The organism is Streptomyces sp. 7R007 (assembly GCF_054850255.1).
In genome coordinates this window covers 20,458-41,272 of the sequence record NZ_JBTWMV010000051.1, presented here as the reverse complement: position 1 = coordinate 41,272, position 20,815 = coordinate 20,458, and the positions used below count along the sequence as shown (strand labels likewise).

Genomic DNA, 20,815 nt, shown 5'->3' with positions numbered 1-20,815 from the left:
CCCGGCCCCGAGCCACCCCTTCGGGTGGGCCGGTCGCGCGCCGTCGCCGTCACGCGCGCGTGCGCTGGTAGCGGTGATGCATGCTGCTCACCCCCCGCACCCGCCGTCTGAACGCCTCCGCGCCCCTCACCCCCCGCCTTCCTCGCCCCCGTCGGATCAAAGCCTCCGCGCTGCTGGCCTCCGCCGTCTCCGTCTGCCTCCTCGCCGCGAGCGCCCCCGCCGAGCCGCTCGGAGTCGGTGACCGCCTCTTCCCCTACCTGGGCAACCCCGGATACGACGTGGCGTCGTACGACCTCTCCTTCACCTATCCCGGCAGCAACAGCGAGCCGCTCCAGGCCGTCACCACGATCGACGCCTGGACGACCCGGAATCTCGACCGCCTCAACCTCGACTTCGCGCACGGCAAGGTCGAGTCCGTGGAGGTCGACGGCGAGCCGGCGTCGTACACGCGCGCGGGGGACGATCTGGTCGTCACCCCCGAGGACCCGCTGCCCGAGGGGAGCTGGACGCGGATCACCGTGCGGCACACCAGCGACCCGGTCGCCCCAGGGGACGGCGACGGCGGCTGGGTGCGTACCGCGGACGGCCTCGCCATGGCCAACCAGGCCGACGCCGCCCACCTGGTCTTCCCGTGCAACGACCACCCCTCCGACAAGGCGATGTTCACCTTCAGGGTCACCGCGCCGAACGGTTACACCGCCGTCGCCAACGGCCTGCCCGCCGGCGCCGACCGCGTCGGCCGCACGGCGACCACCTGGACGTACCGGACCCAGCACCCCATGGCCACCGAGCTCGCCCAGGTCTCGATCGGCCGCTCCAGCGTGCTGCACCGCGAGGGCCCGCACGGCCTCCCCGTCCGGGACGTCGTCCCCACCAAGGACCGTGAGCTGCTCGAACCGTGGCTGGCGAAGACCCCCGGACAGATCGCCTGGATGGAGAGCAAGGTCGGCCCGTACCCCTTCGAGACGTACGGCCTGCTCATGGCGGAGGCCGACACCGGCTTCGAACTGGAGACGCAGACGATCTCTCTCTTCGAGAGAGATCTCTTCACCGAGCCCGCCTATCCCAAGTGGTACGTCGAGTCGATCATGGTGCACGAGCTGTCCCACCAGTGGTTCGGCGACAGCGTCAGCCCGCGCACCTGGTCCGACCTGTGGCTGAACGAGGGGCACGCCACCTGGTACGAGGAGCTGTACGCCCAGGAGAAGGGCGACCGGCCCATGGAGGAGCGCATGAAGGCGGCCTACGGCGCCTCCGACCGCTGGCGCGCCGCCGGGGGACCGCCTGCCGCGCCCAAGCCGCCCGCGCCCGGCCAGAAGATCGGCATCTTCCGCCCCAACGTCTACGACGGCGCCGCGCTCGTCCTGTACGCCCTGCGCCAGGAGATCGGGCAACAGGCCTTCGAACGCCTGGAACGGGACTGGGTGCGCCTGCACCGGGACGGCACCGCCACGACCGCCGACTTCGAGCACCTCGCCACGGAGATCTCCGGACGCGACCTCGGCGGCTTCTTCCGGGCCTGGCTCTACGGCGAGAAGACCCCGCCGATGCCGGGTCACCCGGACTGGAAGCAGACGGCGCCCGCCAAGACGGCTCATCCGAGAGCCCAGGGGAAATGATCCGAGAGCCCAGGGGAAATAAGGCGATGACGGGACACGCCGGACCGTGCGACCATCGTCCGGTCGGCGAGACGGGTCCCGGGAATCTCCCGGGGTACTCGTACGTTGTGACCAGTGACGGAATCCCCATCGACGTAAGGATCCAATGACCTCCTCTTCATCCCCTTCCCAGGACACGCAGCGCTTCGCGCACACCTACCCCGAGGGTCTTCGGGCCGATGCCCTGATGGAAGAGGACGTCGCCTGGAGCCACGAGATCGACGGAGAGCGGGACGGCGACCAGTTCGACCGCTCCGAGCGCGCGGCCCTGCGCCGCGTGGCGGGCCTCTCCACCGAGCTCGAAGACGTCACCGAGGTCGAGTACCGCCAGCTCCGTCTGGAGCGCGTCGTGCTCGTCGGCGTCTGGACCACGGGGACCGTGCAGGACGCGGAGAACTCCCTGGCCGAGCTCGCCGCCCTCGCGGAGACCGCCGGCGCGCTCGTGCTCGACGGCGTCATCCAGCGCCGCGACAAGCCCGACGCGGCCACCTACATCGGCTCCGGCAAGGCCACCGAGCTGCGGGACATCGTCCTGGAGACCGGCGCCGACACCGTCATCTGCGACGGCGAGCTCAGCCCGGGCCAGCTCATCCACCTCGAAGACGTGGTCAAGGTCAAGGTCATCGACCGTACGGCCCTGATCCTCGACATCTTCGCCCAGCACGCCAAGTCCCGCGAGGGCAAGGCGCAGGTCGCGCTCGCGCAGATGCAGTACATGCTGCCGAGGCTGCGCGGCTGGGGTCAGTCGCTGTCCAGGCAGATGGGCGGCGGCAAGGGCGGCGGTCTCGCCACCCGTGGTCCCGGTGAGACCAAGATCGAGACGGACCGGCGGCGGATCCGCGAGAAGATGGCGAAGATGCGCCGGGAAATCGCGGAGATGAAGACGGGCCGCGAGATCAAGCGCCAGGAGCGCAAGCGCCACAAGGTGCCGTCCGTCGCCATCGCGGGCTACACCAACGCGGGCAAGTCCTCCCTGCTCAACCGCCTGACGGGCGCCGGCGTCCTGGTCGAGAACGCCCTGTTCGCGACCCTGGACCCGACGGTCCGCCGCGCGGAGACCCCGAGCGGCCGCCTGTACACGCTGGCCGACACCGTCGGGTTCGTACGCCACCTGCCGCACCACCTGGTCGAGGCGTTCCGCTCCACCATGGAGGAGGTCGGCGAGTCCGACCTGATCCTGCACGTGGTGGACGGCTCGCACCCGAACCCGGAGGAGCAGCTGGCCGCCGTGCGCGAGGTGATCAGGGACGTCGGCGCCACGGACGTACCCGAGATCGTCGTCATCAACAAGGCGGACGCGGCCGACCCCCTGACGCTCCAGCGGCTGATGCGGGTCGAGAAGCGTTCCATCGCGGTCTCGGCGCGCACGGGCCGGGGCATCCCCGAGCTGCTCGCGCTCATCGACAACGAGCTGCCGAGGCCGTCCGTCGAGATCGAGGCGCTCGTGCCGTACACGCACGGCAGGCTGGTCGCCCGCGCCCACTCCGAGGGCGAGGTGATCTCCGAGGAGCACACCCCGGAGGGCACCCTGCTCAAGGTGCGGGTGCACGAGGAACTGGCCGCGGACCTGGCACCGTACGTGCCGGCACCGGCGGTCTGACGCCCACGACAGCGCTCACGACGACCGAAGGCCCGTCCCTCCACGGAGGGACGGGCCTTCGGTCGTACTCGGCGCTCCCCGCGCTACTGCCCGGCGAACTTCTTGCTCACCGACTGGTACACGCCCTTGGCCACGTCCCCCAGCCGAGGACCGGCCAGCCAGCCGGAACTCACCGGTCCGATCGAGGTGTTGGAGACCAGCGCGGCCTTGCCGTCCGCCCCCGTCTCGACCCAGCCGCCGCCCGACGAGCCACCGGTCATGGTGCAGCCGATGCGGTACATGGTCGGGTCGGAGGCGTTGATCGACAGCCGCCCCGGCTTGTCCATGCACTGGTACAGCAACTGCCCGTCGAACGGCGCCGCCGCCGGGTAGCCGGTCGCGGTGATGGCGCTGACCTTCGGCACCGCCGGAGCGTTGAAGTTCACCGGCAGCGCCGAACCGACCGTCTCCTCGAGCGACTTGCCGTTGCCGCCCTTCTCCGGCGTCACATGGATCACGGCGTAGTCGTACGAGGCACCGTTGCCGCCCGTCTCACCGCCCTGCTCGATCCACTGCTGGGAGGTCTGCGCCCAGTCGGCCCACCAGACGCCGTAGGGAGCGACCTCCTCGCGCGTGGCGTTCTGCAACTGGGCGGCGGACTTGCCCGAGTCGTTGTACGACGGCACGAAGGCGATGTTGCGGTACCAGCCGCCGTCCTTGCCGGCGTGCACGCAGTGCCCCGCCGTCCAGATGAGGTTGGACTTGCCCGGGTGCGCCGGGTCCTCCACCACCGTCGCCGAGCAGACCATGGTGCCCTCGGGGGAGTCGAAGAACACCTTGCCGGCCGTCGCCGCGTTGGCGTGGTAGGTGGGCGCCACGGCCTTCGCCTGCACCGGCTCGGGCGTCGGATCGGTCACGCCCTGGTCACCGGAGAGGTCGTTGTCGTCGACCTTCTTGTCCGGGTCGTTGGCCTTGCGCATCCGGTCCGGGTTCCACAGCCCCTTGATGATCGGGTTGATGAAGTCGTCGGCCTCGCGCAGCCAGTCGTCCTTGTCCCAGTTCTTCCAGGCGCCGTTCTTCCACTTGTCGATGTCGATCCCGTGCTCTTTGAGCTTGTTCTTGATGTCGTCCGGGATCCTGATCTTGCCGTCGCCGGTGCTGCCCGTGTCGGTCGCGGAGGCGGACGCCTGGCCGCCGGCGTTCGTGTCGTCCGAGTCGCAGGCGGTGGCGGTGAGGGCCAGCGCCGAGGCCAGGGCGACCGCCGCGAGGACGGGGGAGGTCCTGCGGCGCGCCCCCCTCACGCGGCGAACGCTGAACGACGGCCTTGTGGATCGCATGCTCCGACTCCCCCTGAGGTGAACGAACTGGGACTTCCCGGAAAGGGCTCACTCGGACGGGCCCCTTCAAGGAACGGCACCACACACTATGCGCTGGCTGTGGGGGACTGCCGACGGAACGGCAACGGTTTCGCTACGAGCTGTCTGAACTGGCAATTCGTCCCGGCGGCAGCCCTTTTGACGGTTCCTCCGGACATCGTCGGTCCCCTCCCCTCGGACCGCCTCTGCCAGTCCCTCAGCCGACCGCGTCCCACAACTGCCGCGCGGCCACCGTCGCCCCGTCCGTGCGGATCGTGCCGGCGACGGCGGTCGCACGGGCCCGGGTCTCGGGAGCCAGGGCCGTCTTGAGCGCGGCCGACAGGGACTCGAAGGTCGGGGTCGGGCCGTCGTGCGCCACGCCGATGCCCAACTCGCCCACCCTGTCCGCCCAGTACGGCTGGTCCGCCATCTGCGGAACCACCACCTGCGGCGCCCCGGCCCGAGCGGCCGTCGTCGTCGTACCAGCGCCACCGTGGTGCACGACGGCGGCCACCCGGCCGAACAACGCCTGCTGGTTGACCTCGTCGACGACGAGGCAGTCGTCGGCGGCGGCATCGGCGGCGCGAGCTCGGCCCAGCCACGGGACAGCAGGACGCGCCGGCCCTGCGCCCGGACCGCTTCGACGGCCGCCTGGGCGACGTCCCGCGCCTCGCGGAGAGGCATGCTGCCGAAACCCACGTGGAGGGGTGGTGCGCCGGCGTCCAGGAACGCCTGCAATGCCTCGGGAAGGGGGCGTTCGTCCGGTCGGATCCACGCGCCGGTCTGCACGACGTCGAGGCCCGCCCACCGCGGCCACGGGGCAAGGACCGGGTCGGCCGCCAGCCAGGGGCGGTCGGTGAGGACGTGGTCGCGGACGTTGTCCACCGGGGGCAGGCCGATCGAGGTCCGGTGCGTGTTGACCGCGTCTCCGAACAGCTCGTTCAGAGTCTCCCTGTTCAGGTCCCACAGCACCCGGTTGTCGGTCACGTCGGGTGGCAGCGGACGGCCCGGCCACGCGAGCGGCGGGTGGTGCGGCGAGGGCAGGTACGCCGGGAAGAAGGCCACGAACAGGTAGGGAATGCCGAGCTTCGCGGCCACCGCCCGCGCGGCCGCCGCGGCCGGGAGCAGACCGGTCGCCACCACCGCGTCACATCCCTCGGCCGCCCCGGCGATCTCCTCGTACGTCCCGGCCACCATCCGGGCCGCCCGCTCGGGCAGACCCGCGGGGCGTGGGGCGTCCGCCGTCCCGGTCACCGCCTTGGTCGCCGTCTCCCGCACCGATTGCCCGAGCGGCACCAGCGCCAGACCGGCCTCGTCCAGCAGCCCCGCGAAGTCGGGCGGCGCACACATTCGCACCTCGGCGCCGAGGGCCCGCAGTGCCACCGCGAACCCCACCATCGGTTCCACGTCCCCACGCGACCCGTAGGCCAACAGCAGCACACGCATTCCGCGACTCCCACGCCCTCGTGTACCGGCTCAGGCGGGCGATTCTGCGCCACCGACGGGGCCTTGCCGCAAGGCCCCCGGTCGGCTATACGTTGATCATGGAGGGGCGTGGGCTTCCTGGTCGGGTGTTCTTCCCTCGGGGCCGCGTGGAACGCCAGCGGTGCGTCCCGTTCCGTCGTCGACCTTTCCGCCAACGGTCTTCTCTCCGCTGACCCGCTCTCCACCGGTCTTCTTTTCTCCTTTTCACCACCTCTTCTCCTCAGCGATCTTCTCTCCAATGATCTTGCGGCAACCCGTAACCCGTGGCCTCGTTGGGGGTTGGTAGCGGTGGGGGGCTTGCTGCCGTGTGGTTCCCCGGCGGGAGGACGGATGGTTGTGGCCGGATCGGTGGGCCGGAGGAACGGCTCGCCCGAGAGGACCCCGCGACGTCAGCCGGCGCGTGAACCCGCGGCACGCACCTACGCTCCCGCGCTGCCCCTCGTTCCCGTCCGGGCCCGGGGCCTGACCATCGAGGGCGCCGACGGCCGCCGCTACCTCGACTGCACCTCGGGCGCCGGAACACTGGCCCTCGGCCACAACCACCCCGTCGTCCTGGCGGCCATCCGCAAGGTCCTCGACTCAGGCGCACCCCTGCAGGCCCCGGACCTCGCCACTCCGGTGAAGGACGCCTTCGTCGCCGAACTGCTCCAGACCCTGCCCCCGGAACTGGCCGCCCACGCGCGCGTACGCTTCTGCGGCCCCAATGGAACCGACGCGCTGCACTCCGCGGTCACGCTGGTGCAGGCCGCGACGGGCGGCAAGGGGGTGCTCACGCTCACCGACGGGAACGCCTCCCTCCCGGACGCTCCCGAGCCGACGGCTCCACGCCCCGCCGGCGTGATCGTGGAACCGGTGCGGTGCGACGACGGGGTGACCCCGGCCCCCGACGCCTGGTTGCGGCGCATGCGGGACCTCACGGCCGCCCGGTCCCTTCCCCTGATCGCCGACGAGACCGAGACGGGGGTCGGCCGCACCGGCGCCTTCTGGGCCGTCGAGCACAGTGGCATCGCCCCCGACGTCATGATCCTCTCCAAGGCCATCGGTGGCAGCCTGCCCCTCGCCGTGGTGATCCACCGAGCCGACCTCGACCTCCGCCAACCGGAGGCATCCGTCGGCATGTTCCGCGGCAACCAACTCGCCATGGCGGCCGGCGCGGCAACCCTGTCCTACGTCCGCGAGAACCGCCTCGCCGAAAGGGCGGCAACTCTCGGCTCCCGCATGCTCGACCAACTCCGTGCGCTTGAGGGCGAGTTCCCCTGGGCCGCGGCGACACGAGGCCGAGGTCTGATGATCGGCGTGGAGTTCGCGAACGGGACGTGTACGGACCGGCAACTCACCGCCGCACAGGACCCCCTCCGCCCCACCGCCCCCGATCTCGCCGCCGTCCAGCGCGAGTGCCTCAACCGCGGCCTGATCGTCGAACTCACCGGCCGCCACTCCCACGTCGTACGGCTCCTGCCACCCCTCACGATCACCGACGATCAGGCGACGGCGGTCCTCATCCGTCTGACCGACGCCATCGAGGCCGTGGACCACGCCCACAGCACCCGCTTACGCGGCCGCACCCAAAGAGCGGGTTGAACGAAGTCCCACCTCCCGTCTCCGGTCTGCCGCCTGCTACAGGCCGGGGCACCACCTCTCCCGCCTCCGCCAACCCCGCACTCCCACCGCCCCCATCCCGCAACCGAACCATCACCGCCGCAAGGAACCACCGTGATCCCCACCACCCCCGACCCCGCCACCACCGGCGGTGTTACCCCCGCCCGCGTCCACTCCGAGGCGGCATCCGCACCAGCGCCGGGCCGGCGGAGGAGCGGGGACCCGGGCGTCGAGTCGGCGGGCCTCGGCGGGGACGGGGGGTCGATGGGTATTGGCGGGGACGGGGGGTCGACGGGTCTCGGCGGGGACGGCGAGTCGACGGGTCTTGGCGGGCACGTCGAGTCGACGGGGCGAGCCGGGGCGTCGAGTCCGGGCGACTCCCGCACGGCGGAAGCACGCCGAGCACCGCTCTCGTCCGCCGGAACGAGCACGGTGGCCGCGAGTGGACTCCAGGGGGCGATCCCGGAACAGGCGACGCACACACAGGCAACGAGACTCCGCGCCACCAACCGGCCACCTCACGCCACCACCGACCCCCTGGACCACCTCGACCCCCACACCGCAGCCGAGGCCGCAACCGTCGAGAACCTTCTCCGCTGCTGGCTGCGAGAGGTGCGAGAGCTACACGAGCAACGAGAGGTACAAGAGGTACAAGAGTCGGACCATCCGGCCCCGGAGAACGGCACACTCCGTATCCCTCTCCCTGCCAGCGGCACCACCCTCCTCGTCCCCGTCCGCTACTGGTCCCCGACTGGCTGGCACCGCTTCGGCCTCCCACGCCTCGCCAACGCCCCCGAACAGTCACCACCGGTCGACGCGGTGACCCTCGCCGCCCTCCTCGCCAGAGAGACAACGCTCCGCGCCGGAAACTCGCGCCACCCCTCCTCTCCACCTCCCGACACCACCGACCTGGTCGCCCGAGTCGCCGACTCCCTTCGCCGAACGGTCGCGTTCCTCCGCGACCGCCGCGCACACCCCGCCGACGGCCCCGACCTCTTCCTCGCAGCCGAACAGGCCCTCCTGCTCGGACACCCCCTGCACCCGACCCCGAAGAGCCGCGAAGGCATCTCGGACTCCGAGGCCCGCCTCTACTCCCCGGAACTGCGCGGCTCCTTCCCCCTGCACTGGTTGGCTGTCGCCCCGTCCGTTCTCGCCACGGACTCGGCCTGGACCGAGCGCGGCCGCCCTGTCTCCGCGCCCCAGCTGACGGCTCGATTGGCCGAACTGTCAGTCGGAGCCCGCATCGATCCCGAGTCAGGAACTCGCCCCGAACCCGGCGCCGACGGACCCCTCGCGCTCCCACTCCCCCTCCCGGAGGGCCACGCCGCCCTCCCCCTCCACCCCTGGCAGCTCCAGGAGCTACGCCGGCGCCCCGACATCGGCGCTCTCTTCGACGCCGGCCTGCTCCAGGACCTCGGTCCCCATGGCGTCCCCTGGCACCCCACCTCCTCCGTCCGCACGGTTCATCGTTCCGGCGCCCCGGCCATGCTCAAGCTGTCGCTCGGCCTGCGCATCACGAACTCCCGGCGCGAGAACCTCCGCAAGGAACTGCACCGAGGCGTCGAGGTCCACCGTCTGCTCCGCACCGGCCTCTCCAGGGAGTGGCAGGCGGCGCACCCATGCTTCGACATCGTTCGTGACCCCGCGTGGCTCGCCGTCAACGCGCCGGACGGCAGCCCGGTGGCGGGCCTGGACGTGGTGATCCGGCACAACCCCTTCCACCCGTCGGACGACGTGTCCTGCATCGCCGGGCTCGTCTCGCCCCGCCCACGCCCCCGACCGGGCAGCGGCCAGACCTCCACATGGCGCCGCCCCCCTTCAGAGTCCGCGCTCCAGGAGCCGACGTATATGCGATCCCGGCTGGCCGAGCTCCTCACGCGCCTCGCGGGTCGAACGGGGCGTCCCCTCGGTGCCGTCGCCGCCGAGTGGTTCCTGCGCTACCTCGAACAGGTCGTCCGTCCCGTCCTGTGGCTGGACTCGGAGGCCGGAATCGCCCTGGAGGCCCACCAGCAGAACACGCTGGTCCTGCTCGACGCCGACGGTTGGCCCGCCGGCGGCCGCTACCGCGACAACCAGGGCTACTACTTCCGCGAGTCCCGCCACGCCGAGCTCGACGCCCGGCTGCCCGGAATCGGCGAGCACAGCGACACCTTCGTCTCCGACGAGGTCACCGACGAACGCTTCGCCTACTACCTCGCCGTCAACAACGTGCTCGGCCTCGTCGGTGCCTTCGGCTCCCAGCGCCTCGCCGACGAGCGGCTCCTCCTCGCCGCCTTCCGCCGCTTCCTCGCCGAGGCGGCCTCCGGCCCCGCCCGGTTGCGCAGCTCGCTGCCCGCCCACCTGCTCGACTCACCCGTCCTGCGCTGCAAGGCCAACCTACTGACCCGGCTGCACGGCCTGGACGAACTCGTCGGACCGGTCGACACCCAGTCCGTCTACGTCACCATCGCCAACCCCCTCCATTCCTGACGACCATCACCGGCCGCCTCCAGCGACCCCTTGCACGTGCAGGTTCTGCACCGACCCTCGCCAACTCCCTCCATCCCCGAGGTACATGCCCCACCCCGTCTTCTGAGAGGAGCCACCCCGTGCCTTCCACCAACGCCGGCGCAGACACCCCAACCGCCACCGCCACTACCGCCACCGACGCCGCTGATCCCGGCGCCGGTCCCGGTTCCGACCCGGGCCTTGATCCCGGCCCCGGTCACAGCGTCGACGCCGGTCCCGGCACGATCGATGGCGGAGCCGACCAGGACACGGACGGCGAGGACACCCTCGACCTGCGCCTCCCCGACGAACTCATCGCCCTCATCGCCCAGGAGGCCACCGCCGACGGAACCTCGGGTCGGTGCGATGGCATGCCGTCACCTGTCACCGCCCCCTCGGCCCCCGACGACCTCCTCGACGGCATCGCCGACTGGGGCCCGACCGCCACTCCCGTGGGCGTCTTCCAGTTGGTTCCCGTGCACATCGAGCGGGATCTTCCGCTGATCAGCCGCTGGATGAACGACCCTGCCGTGTCGGAGTTCTGGGAACTGGCCGGTGCCCAGAGCGTGACCGAGAACCATGTACGGTCCCAGCTCACCGGCGACGGACGCAGCATCCCCTGCCTCGGCGTACTGGAGGGCACGCCCATGAGCTACTGGGAGATCTACCGGGCGGACCTCGACCCGCTGGCCCGCTTCTATCCCGCTCGACCTCATGACACCGGAATCCACCTCCTCATCGGCAGCGTCACCGACCGCGGCCGAGGGCTCGGCAGCGCACTGCTCAGAGCAGTCGCCGACCTCGCGCTCGACAAGCGGCCCGCCTGCGCACGTGTCCTCGCAGAACCCGACCTTCGCAACACCCCTTCCATCGCCGCTTTCCTGAGCGCCGGTTTCCGGTTCTCCGCAGAGGTCGACCTGCCCGCCAAGCGAGCCGCCCTCATGATCCGGGACCGGACCCTGCGCGATGTGCTGTGACAGCGAGTCACGACATCGTCACTTGTTGTACGTCCCGCGTGGCAGCGAGGTTCCCACCTCCGACCAACAATCCGCATTCGGTCGAAATGATTCGGCAAGTGATCCAATCCGTGCGGTCGGGCGACAACAGGCGACAAGAGGCGTCCTGCATCGCCACCCCATCCCCCTCACCCCCGCCGTGATCACCCGTTTGTCAGTGCCTGGCCGTAGGGTGGTCGCGCTATGACGAAGCCCTCACTCCCCGAACTCCTGCATGCTGCCGTCACTGCTGTCGGCGGTGCGGAGCGCCCCGGCCAGGTGACCATGGCCGAAGCCGTCGCGGAGGCCATCGACGACGGCTCCCATCTGCTGGTCCAGGCCGGCACCGGCACCGGAAAGTCCCTGGGCTATCTGGTCCCCGCGCTCGCGCACGGGGAGCGAGTCGTCGTGGCGACGGCCACCCTCGCCCTGCAGCGCCAGCTCGTCGAGCGGGACCTGCCGCGCACGGTCGAGGCTCTGCATCCCTTGCTGCGCCGTCGCCCCGAGTTCGCGATGCTCAAGGGCCGGTCGAACTATCTGTGCCTGCACCGCCTCCACGAAGGCGTCCCGCAGGACGAGGAGGAGGGCCTCTTCGACCAGTTCGAGGCGGCCGCGCCCACCAGCAAACTCGGCCAGGACCTGCTGCGGCTGCGTGACTGGGCGGGGGACACCGACTCGGGGGACCGCGACGACCTCACGCCCGGTGTCTCCGACCGCGCCTGGTCGCAGGTCTCCGTCTCCTCCCGGGAGTGCCTGGGGGCATCGAAGTGCGCGTACGGCGCCGAGTGCTTCGCCGAGATGGCGCGCGAGCGGGCCAAGCTCGCCGAGGTCGTCGTCACCAACCACGCGCTGCTCGCGATCGACGCCATCGAGGGCGCCCCGGTCCTGCCGCAGCACGAGGTGCTGATCGTCGACGAGGCGCACGAACTGGTCTCCCGCGTCACAGGTGTCGCCACCGGCGAGCTCACCCCCGGCCAGGTCAACCGGGCGGTGCGCCGCGCGGCGAAGCTGGTCAACGAGAAGGCGGCGGACCAGTTGCAGACCGCCGCCGAGGGCTTCGAGCGGCTGATGGAGCTGGCGCTGCCGGGCCGCCTGGAGGAGATCCCGGAGGACCTCGGATACGCCCTGATGGCGCTGCGCGACGCCTGCCGTACGGTGATCTCCGCGATCGGCGCGACGCGCGACAAGTCCGTCCAGGACGAGGACGCGGTCCGTAAGCAGGCGCTGGCCTCGGTGGAGACGGTGCACGACGTGGCGGAGCGCATCACGAACGGCTCCGAGTGGGACGTCGTCTGGTACGAGCGCCACGACCGCTTCGGCGCCTCGCTGCGTGTCGCTCCGATGTCCGTCTCGGGCCTGCTGCGGGAGAAGCTCTTCGCGGACCGCTCGGTCGTGCTGACCTCCGCGACGCTGAAGCTAGGCGGGGACTTCAACGGCGTCGGGGCGTCGCTGGGACTCGCCCCGGAGGGCACGGAGGGCGACGACCTGCCGAAGTGGAAGGGCATCGACGTGGGTTCGCCCTTCGACTACCCCAGGCAGGGCATTCTGTACGTCGCCAAGCACCTGTCGCGTCCCGCGCGGGACGGCGACCGAGCCGACATGCTGGACGAGCTGACGGAGCTGATCCAGGCGGCCGGCGGACGCACACTCGGCCTCTTCTCCTCGATGCGCGCCGCCCAGCTCGCCGCCGAGGAACTGCGCTCCCGCATCCCCGAGTTCCCGATCCTGCTCCAGGGCGAGGAGACCCTGGGCGAGCTGATCAAGAACTTCGCCGCCGACCCGAAGACCTGTCTCTTCGGCACGCTGTCACTCTGGCAGGGCGTCGACGTGCCCGGCCCGAGCTGTCAGCTGGTCGTCATGGACAAGATCCCGTTCCCGCGCCCGGACGACCCCTTGATGAGCGCCCGCCAGAAGGCGGTGGAGGACGCCGGGGGCAACGGCTTCATGGCGGTCGCCGCGACCCACGCCGCGCTGCTCATGGCCCAGGGCGCCGGCCGCCTCGTACGGGCATCGGGGGACCGCGGTGTGGTCGCCGTACTGGACCAGCGGCTGGCCACGGCGCGGTACGGCAGCTATCTGAAGGCGTCACTGCCGGACTTCTGGTACACGACGGACCGTAATCAGGTGCGCAGGTCGCTCGCGGCGATCGACGCGGCGGCCAAGCAGACGGAGGCGCAGAAGCAGACGGAGGCGCAGAAGCAGGCCGAGGCGGAGTAGGGGCCCGAGGTCGCCACGGGGCACGCTCGCACGACGGGGCACAGGCGCATGCCACGGCGCGCACACGGGGACATACGCGCACGACGGGGCGGGCACGCACGACGCGGACAGCGCGGCGCGAAGCGGACGCCCCCTGCACGACGCGGACGCCCTGCATCACGCAGACACCCTGCGCGACGCGGACCCGCTGGCACCAGGCAGACATGCGGAGACAGCGCAGGGCCCCGGAACCGGCGCAGGGGTTCCGGGGCCCGGTCAGGGGGCGGATCCCACGAGGAGCCGCCCGGCACAGGCGTCACACGCGCCGCAGCACCGCCACCACCTTGCCGAGGATGGTCGCGTCGTCGCCGGGGATCGGCTCGTACGCGGAGTTGTGCGGGAGGAGCCAGACGTGGCCGTCCTCGCGCTTGAAGCGCTTGACGGTGGCCTCGCCGTCGAGCATCGCTGCCACGATGTCTCCGTTCTCGGCGACCGGCTGGCGGCGGACCGTGACCCAGTCGCCGTCGCAGATCGCGGCCTCGATCATCGAGTCGCCGACGACCTTCAGGACGAACAGCTCGCCGTCACCGACCAGCTGGCGGGGGAGGGGGAAGACGTCCTCGACCGACTCCTCAGCGAGGATCGGCCCACCGGCGGCGATACGGCCGACCAGCGGGACGTACGACGCGGCCGGCTTGCCGGCGGTGTCCGTCGGCTGCACGGAGGCGGCCTGGTCGGACCCCCGCACCTCGTACGCGCGCGGGCGGTGCGGGTCGCGGCGCAGGAAGCCCTTGCGCTCCAGTGCCATCAGCTGGTGCGCGACCGAGGAGGTGCTGGACAGGCCGACCGCCTGCCCGATCTCCCGCATCGACGGCGGATAGCCGCGCCGCTGCACGGAGTCCCGGATGACTTCGATCACCCGGCGCTGCCGGTCGGTGAGTCCCGAGCTGTCCGCCCGGATGCCTGGAGGTCGCCCCGGCAGGGAGCGCTTGTGTCCCTCGGGATTCGCGGCTTCGTTCATGGCATGCACCGGATCGAGTCGGCCCTGGGAGCGGTCCTGGGCAGTGATGGTGGCACTGTCTGCGGTGGTGGTCACGTCGGCCCCTCTCGATGGTCTCCCTGCTGGACAACGGTAGTTGCTTTCGAAAGGTTGCGCCAAACACACGTTCGAGTGAAAAAACGCGGATTGCCTGACTTGATCATGTGTCTGGGTGTATGGCTAACGCGGTACCTGGCGGACAAAAGAGCCCATTGTTGTACTCTTCACCGCCGGGGTGGTGACCTCGTGGGTTGTCGACACAGTCTGCCATCCGGCACGCCGGCGGCCGGGCACCGGCTCCCCATCTGCGCGGGAGTCCCACGCCCCCTCCTTGTGGCGCCCACGGTATCTCCGCATCCGTGTTCGCGATACGGCTGTGCGGTGCCGTATCCGGTGCGACCCCGCGGCCGTACGGGACCTGCCTTTACCAGCGCGACACGCGCGTACGGCGTGTATGTATGAGCCAATCCCCACATGTAGTGGTTGGATTGCAACAGCAGCCCAGAAGTTGTGGTCCCCCGGGTCTCCCGGCCCCTGGCGATCGCCTATGCTTGGGGCTGCTTCGAGGGGCCCATGAGGCCCAGCGAGGCTATTGAGTCTGCTGTGAGGAGGGTTGGGAGTTCATGCACTGCCCCTTCTGCAGGCACCCCGACAGCCGTGTCGTCGACAGTCGCACGACCGACGACGGCACGTCGATCCGCAGGCGCCGACAGTGCCCGGACTGCTCCCGTCGGTTCACGACGGTGGAGACGTGCTCACTGATGGTGATCAAGCGGTCCGGAGTCACCGAGCCTTTCAGTCGTACCAAGGTCATCAACGGCGTGCGCAAGGCATGCCAGGGGCGGCCTGTCACCGAGGACGCACTCGCCCAGCTCGGCCAGCGGGTCGAGGAGGCGGTGCGGGCCACCGGGAGCGCCGAGCTGACCACCCATGACGTGGGGCTGGCCATACTCGGCCCGTTGCAGGAGCTCGACCTCGTCGCGTATCTGCGATTCGCCTCCGTCTACCGGGCGTTCGACTCGCTCGACGACTTCGAGGCCGCCATCGCGGAGCTGAGGGAGGAGACGCGACGCGCCGCCGCGGACGACGACGACCGCGAGGACGCTGCCGCGGGGAGCCGGGAAGACGACCGCGGGCGCGGGGGGACCACCCAGGTTCCCGAGCCCGCCCACGCCGCCGACTGACCGGCGGGCCGGAGACCGGGCCAGGGCGCGGGATCCGGCTGGTTCGGCGGCGATTCGAAGACCTGTTGCGGGCGGTAGCGAGTGGGTGCCCGCAACACCAGACAGAACACCGTGCCACGGGAACATCGGGGCACTTCAGGGCGTTTTAGCCCGTACAGGGAGGCGGCATGACAGAGACGGCGAGCGGTCCGGCACGGAGTTCCCGCGCCAAGGGCACCAAGGCGGCAGCGAACAAGGGCCTGCGTATCGAGCGCATCCACACCACCCCCGGCGTGCATCCGTACGACGAGGTGGCCTGGGAGCGCCGTGACGTCGTCATGACCAACTGGCGCGACGGCTCGGTCAACTTCGAGCAGCGCGGCGTCGAGTTCCCCGACTTCTGGTCGGTGAACGCGGTCAACATCGTCACCAGCAAGTACTTCCGCGGTGCCGTCGGCACCCCGCAGCGCGAGGTCAGCCTCAAGCAGCTGATCGACCGCATCGTGAAGACGTACCGGAAGGCCGGCGAGGACAACAAGTACTTCGCCTCGCCCGCCGACGCGGAGATCTTCGAGCACGAGCTGGCGTACGCCCTCCTGCACCAGATCTTCAGCTTCAACAGCCCCGTCTGGTTCAACGTCGGCACCCCGCAGCCCCAGCAGGTCTCCGCCTGCTTCATCCTGTCCGTGGACGACTCCATGGAGTCGATCCTGGACTGGTACAAGGAAGAGGGGATGATCTTCAAGGGCGGCTCCGGCGCCGGCCTGAACCTCTCCCGCATCCGCTCCTCCAAGGAACTGCTCTCCTCCGGTGGCAACGCCTCCGGTCCGGTCTCCTTCATGCGCGGCGCCGACGCCTCCGCCGGCACCATCAAGTCCGGTGGTGCCACCCGCCGCGCCGCCAAGATGGTCATCCTCGACGTCGACCACCCCGACATCGAGGACTTCATCGAGACCAAGGTGAAGGAGGAGGAGAAGATCCGTGCCCTCCGGGACGCGGGCTTCGACATGGACCTGGGCGGCGAGGACATCACCTCGGTCCAGTACCAGAACGCCAACAACTCGGTCCGCGTGAACGACGAGTTCATGAAGGCGGTCGAGCAGGGCGGCAAGTTCGGCCTGCGCGCCCGGATGACCGGTGAGGTCATCGAAGAGGTCGACGCCAAGGACCTGTTCCGCAAGATGGCCGAGGCCGCGTGGGCCTGCGCCGACCCGGGCATCCAGTACGACGACGTCATCAACCACTGGCACACCTGCCCGGAGTCCGGCCGCATCAACGGCTCGAACCCCTGCAGCGAGTACATGCACCTGGACAACACGTCCTGCAACCTCGCCTCGCTGAACCTGATGAAGTTCCTCAAGGACGACGGCAAGGGCAACCAGTCCTTCGAGGTCGAGCGCTTCGCCAAGGTCGTCGAGCTCGTCATCACCGCGATGGACATCTCCATCTGCTTCGCGGACTTCCCGACCCAGAAGATCGGCGAGAACACGCGCGCGTTCCGCCAGCTCGGCATCGGCTACGCCAACCTCGGCGCCCTGCTGATGGCCACGGGTCACGCCTACGACTCCGACGGCGGCCGCGCCCTCGCCGGTGCCATCACCTCCCTGATGACCGGTACGGCGTACAAGCGCTCCGCCGAACTCGCCGCCGTGGTGGGCCCGTACGACGGCTACGCCCGCAACGCCGGCGCCCACAACCGCGTCATGAAGCAGCACTCCGACGCCAACGCCGCGGCCGTGCGCATGGACGACCTGGACACGCCGGTGTGGGCCGCCGCCACGGAGGCATGGCAGGACGTGCTGCGCCTCGGTGAGAAGAACGGTTTCCGTAACTCCCAGGCGTCCGTCCTCGCCCCGACCGGCACCATCGGTCTGGCGATGTCCTGCGACACCACCGGTGTCGAGCCCGACCTGGCGCTGGTGAAGTTCAAGAAGCTGGTCGGCGGCGGCTCGATGCAGATCGTCAACGGCACGGTCCCGCAGGCCCTGCGCCGCCTGGGCTACCAGGAGGAGCAGATCGAGGCGATCGTCGCCCACATCGCCGAGCACGGCAACGTGATCGACGCTCCCGGCCTCAAGCACGAGCACTACGAGGTGTTCGACTGCGCCATGGGCGAGCGGGCCATCTCCCCGATGGGCCACGTGCGCATGATGGCCGCCATCCAGCCGTGGATCTCCGGCGCCATCTCCAAGACGGTCAACATGCCGGAGTCGGCGACCGTCGAGGAGGTCGAGGAGATCTACTTCGAGGCCTGGAAGCTGGGCGTCAAGGCGCTCGCCATCTACCGCGACAACTGCAAGGTCGGCCAGCCGCTCTCCGCCAAGACCAAGGAGAAGGAGAAGGCCGAGGTCACGGAGAAGGCCGAGGCGACCATCCGCGAGGCGGTCGAGAAGGTCATCGAGTACCGCCCGGTCCGCAAGCGCCTCCCCAAGGGCCGCCCCGGCATCACGACGTCCTTCACGGTCGGCGGCGCCGAGGGTTACATGACGGCCAATTCCTACCCGGACGACGGCCTGGGCGAGGTCTTCCTGAAGATGTCCAAGCAGGGCTCCACCCTCGCGGGCATGATGGACGCCTTCTCCATCGCGGTCTCCGTGGGTCTGCAGTACGGCGTGCCGCTGGAGACGTACGTCTCGAAGTTCACCAACATGCGCTTCGAGCCGGCCGGCATGACGGACGACCCGGACGTGCGGATGGCGCAGTCGATCGTCGACTACATCTTCCGCCGTCTGGCGCTGGACTTCCTGCCCTTCGAGACGCGCTCCGCGCTTGGCATCCACTCCGCCGAGGAGCGTCAGCGTCACCTGGAGACCGGCTCCTACGAGCCGGCCGAGGACGAGGTCGACGTCGAGGGTCTGGCCCAGTCGGCGCCCCGTGCCCAGGAGCTGAAGGCCGTGGCCACGCCGCGTGCCGAGGTCCAGGCGGCCAAGCCCGCCCCGAAGCAGGCCCACACCAGCGCCGAACTGGTCGAGATGCAGCTGGGCATCCAGGCCGACGCACCGCTGTGCTTCTCCTGCGGCACGAAGATGCAGCGGGCCGGTTCCTGCTACATCTGCGAGGGCTGCGGCTCGACGAGCGGCTGCAGCTGATCGCGGACGCTCAGTACTGACGAGGGCGGTGGAGCCGGTGCCCGGCTCCACCGCCCTCGGCGTTCCGATGGTGTGGCGCGGTTGGTCAGGACAGTTTGCGGCCCATGGTTCTCGTGAACGTCTCCGGGGCGTCCTCGAAGCCGTGGACTCCCGGGTGGAAGTCCCACGAGCCGGACTCGTCGCGCACGAACTCCCCGACCGTCGCGGCCACCGCCCCCAGGACGTCCCCGAAGTCGTCCTCGGCCAGCACGGTGTAGCCCTCCCGAATGCGTACAGCGGGGTTGATCACGCTGACGAAGGTCCGGGCGGCGGGGCGCTGCTGGATGACGACACCGACCACCACGCGCGCGTACCGGTCGCTGAGTCGTTCGAGCTCCAGCGTCATGACCTCGTCCCAGCCGAAGCCCTTGCCGTCCTTGCTGTCGCGGTTGAGGGAGATGGTGCCGTCGGGGGACCGGCTGTCGAAGTGCACCACGTAGGCCGGTTCGCCGTACGGATCGCTCGTCGGGTACGTCGCGGCCACGAGGTCGAGGTCGGTGGGCGGCTGCCCTGCCGGACTCGGGTCCCACTTGATGCCGACCTCGACCTTGCGAATGCCCTTGTTGATGCCGCTCACCGGGTCTCCCCTTCCCCGTGCCCCCTGCGCCGTGTCGGCCCAACCGCTGTGCGGACAGGGCCTGTTGTCCATCCTGCCACGCGCGCACGCGCGTATGCGCCGGCGCTCTCCCCCGGAGCGTGACCACCGCCACGCTCCGTGGCCTTACCATGGCGCGGTGCTGGTCAAGTGGATTCGCTGCACCGTGGTGGACCGCCGCGGCTTCGAGCGGGGGCAGCGAAAGTGGGCGGGGCTTCTGGGGGAGCCGGGGTTTCGAGGGCAGGGCGGTGGCTGGAGCCGGGGCCGACCGGGTGTAGCGCACATCTTCTCCTTCTGGGAGAGCCGTTCCTTCTACGACTCCTTCATGGCCCGCTCGCACGACAGGCTGGCCGCCGCCCAGTCGGGGACCTTCAAGGACACCCAGGTCAAGCTCTTCGACTACCGGTTCGACGTGAAGACGGGCTTCGAGCCGCGCTTCACGGACGCCGACCTGGTGCGGGTGGCCCTCTGCCGCGTCCACGAGGAGCGCGCGGAGCACTTCGTCCTCATGCAGGAGAAGGTGTGGAACCCCGCCATGGCCGGATCGCCGGGGATGGTCCGCGGTCTGTTCGGCGAGGCGCCGGGACACGAGTTCCTGGTGCTGTCGATGTGGAGGTCGGCCGCCGAGCACGGCAAGTACCGCACGGAACGCGTGGAGCGGCTCGCCCTGCGGGCCCAGACGGAAGCGGATGTCGCGGCCCTCACGGGTGACATCGTGGAGCTCGAACCGACCTGGACGGTTTGAAAACCGGACCCGCTGATGGTGGGCCCTGGTGTGGCCCATAGTGCAGGAAATGTGTGACCTACGCCGTATAGAGCCCGTACGAGTGCTCGATACGCCACAAACCGATCTAGGGTTTTGGCATGGCACGACCACGGCGCATCGTCCTTGTCCGGCACGGAGAGTCAACGGGCAATGTTGATGACACCGTGTACGAACGCGAGCCCGACCACGCTCTGGCCCTGACCGAGCGCGGCTGGCAGCAGGCGGAGGAGACCGGCAAGCGGCTGCGCGAGCTGTTCGGGCGGGAACGCGTCAGCGTCTACGTGTCGCCGTACCGCCGTACCCACGAGACCCTCCGCGCCTTTCACCTCGACCCCGACCTCATACGTGTCCGCGAGGAGCCCCGGCTGCGCGAGCAGGACTGGGGGAACTGGCAGGACCGCGACGACGTACGCCTCCAGAAGGCATACCGGGACGCCTACGGCCACTTCTTCTACCGCTTCGCGCAGGGCGAGTCCGGCGCCGACGTCTACGACCGGGTCGGCGGCTTCCTGGAGAGCCTGTTCCGCAGCTTCGAGGACCCCGATCATCCGCCGAACGTGCTGCTGGTGACTCACGGCCTGGCCATGCGGCTGTTCTGCATGCGGTGGTTCCACTGGACGGTCGCGGAATTCGAGTCCCTGTCGAACCCGGGGAACGCCGAGATGCGGATGCTCGTTCTCGGGGACGACGGCAAGTACGTGCTGGACCGGCCATTCGAACGCTGGCGAGATCCGGAACCGTACGGAATCACCGGATAGAGTGGCAGAACA

At 70.1% G+C, this 20,815-nt stretch carries 13 protein-coding genes and 1 pseudogene; 10 read left to right on the top strand and 4 right to left on the bottom strand.

Annotation, left to right across the window (positions count from 1 at the left end):
• Positions 1-80: 80 nt before the first annotated feature.
• Positions 81-1,619, top strand: a complete 1,539-nt coding sequence (locus ACYF6T_RS37495; protein ID WP_461702244.1) for a M1 family metallopeptidase — start codon at positions 81-83, stop codon at positions 1,617-1,619.
• 145 nt (positions 1,620-1,764) lie between these two features.
• Positions 1,765-3,258 (top strand): GTPase HflX, encoded by a 1,494-nt coding sequence (hflX, locus tag ACYF6T_RS37490; protein ID WP_461702242.1) that lies wholly within the window; start codon positions 1,765-1,767, stop codon positions 3,256-3,258.
• 83 nt (positions 3,259-3,341) lie between these two features.
• On the opposite strand, the gene ACYF6T_RS37485 is transcribed toward hflX, so the two are convergent.
• On the bottom strand, positions 3,342-4,574 hold the full coding sequence (locus tag ACYF6T_RS37485) for a trypsin-like serine peptidase (RefSeq protein WP_461702240.1): 1,233 nt from the start codon (positions 4,572-4,574) through the stop codon (positions 3,342-3,344).
• 235 nt (positions 4,575-4,809) lie between these two features.
• Positions 4,810-6,038, bottom strand: a pseudogene (locus ACYF6T_RS37480) (glycosyltransferase).
• A gap of 369 nt (positions 6,039-6,407) precedes the next feature.
• Here ACYF6T_RS37480 and ACYF6T_RS37475 point away from each other — a divergent pair.
• From ACYF6T_RS37475 to ACYF6T_RS37460, 4 genes are all read left to right on the top strand, one after another.
• Positions 6,408-7,658 carry an aminotransferase class III-fold pyridoxal phosphate-dependent enzyme gene (locus ACYF6T_RS37475; protein WP_461702239.1) on the top strand — a complete coding sequence of 417 codons (1,251 nt, stop codon included), beginning with the start codon at positions 6,408-6,410 and terminating at the stop codon, positions 7,656-7,658.
• Positions 7,659-7,940: 282 nt separating this feature from the next.
• Complete coding sequence (locus tag ACYF6T_RS37470; protein WP_461702267.1) at positions 7,941-10,145, top strand: IucA/IucC family protein; 2,205 nt, start codon at positions 7,941-7,943, stop codon at positions 10,143-10,145.
• 119 nt (positions 10,146-10,264) lie between these two features.
• Entirely contained in the window at positions 10,265-11,140 is an 876-nt protein-coding gene (locus ACYF6T_RS37465) for a GNAT family N-acetyltransferase (RefSeq protein WP_461702237.1), read from the top strand.
• Between the two features lie 222 nt (positions 11,141-11,362).
• Positions 11,363-13,375, top strand: a complete 2,013-nt coding sequence (locus ACYF6T_RS37460) for an ATP-dependent DNA helicase (RefSeq protein ID WP_461702235.1) — start codon at positions 11,363-11,365, stop codon at positions 13,373-13,375.
• Between the two features lie 295 nt (positions 13,376-13,670).
• On the opposite strand, the gene lexA is transcribed toward ACYF6T_RS37460, so the two are convergent.
• Positions 13,671-14,450 (bottom strand): transcriptional repressor LexA, encoded by a 780-nt coding sequence (lexA, locus tag ACYF6T_RS37455; protein WP_461702233.1) that lies wholly within the window; start codon positions 14,448-14,450, stop codon positions 13,671-13,673.
• Positions 14,451-15,016: 566 nt separating this feature from the next.
• On the opposite strand from lexA, the gene nrdR reads away from it, so the two are divergent.
• Together nrdR and ACYF6T_RS37445 are read left to right on the top strand one after the other, a co-directional pair.
• On the top strand, positions 15,017-15,577 hold the full coding sequence (gene nrdR, locus ACYF6T_RS37450) for a transcriptional regulator NrdR (protein WP_461702231.1): 561 nt from the start codon (positions 15,017-15,019) through the stop codon (positions 15,575-15,577).
• A gap of 167 nt (positions 15,578-15,744) precedes the next feature.
• Positions 15,745-18,645 (top strand): vitamin B12-dependent ribonucleotide reductase, encoded by a 2,901-nt coding sequence (locus ACYF6T_RS37445; protein WP_461702229.1) that lies wholly within the window; start codon positions 15,745-15,747, stop codon positions 18,643-18,645.
• A gap of 85 nt (positions 18,646-18,730) precedes the next feature.
• On the opposite strand, the gene ACYF6T_RS37440 is transcribed toward ACYF6T_RS37445, so the two are convergent.
• On the bottom strand, positions 18,731-19,261 hold the full coding sequence (locus ACYF6T_RS37440; protein WP_461702228.1) for a TerD family protein: 531 nt from the start codon (positions 19,259-19,261) through the stop codon (positions 18,731-18,733).
• Between the two features lie 157 nt (positions 19,262-19,418).
• Between ACYF6T_RS37440 and ACYF6T_RS37435 the strand changes: the two genes are divergently transcribed.
• Together ACYF6T_RS37435 and ACYF6T_RS37430 are read left to right on the top strand one after the other, a co-directional pair.
• Positions 19,419-20,024 carry a YdbC family protein gene (locus tag ACYF6T_RS37435; RefSeq protein WP_461702226.1) on the top strand — a complete coding sequence of 202 codons (606 nt, stop codon included), beginning with the start codon at positions 19,419-19,421 and terminating at the stop codon, positions 20,022-20,024.
• A 119-nt stretch (positions 20,025-20,143) separates the two neighbouring features.
• Complete coding sequence (locus ACYF6T_RS37430; protein ID WP_461702225.1) at positions 20,144-20,803, top strand: histidine phosphatase family protein; 660 nt, start codon at positions 20,144-20,146, stop codon at positions 20,801-20,803.
• Positions 20,804-20,815: the final 12 nt, after the last annotated feature.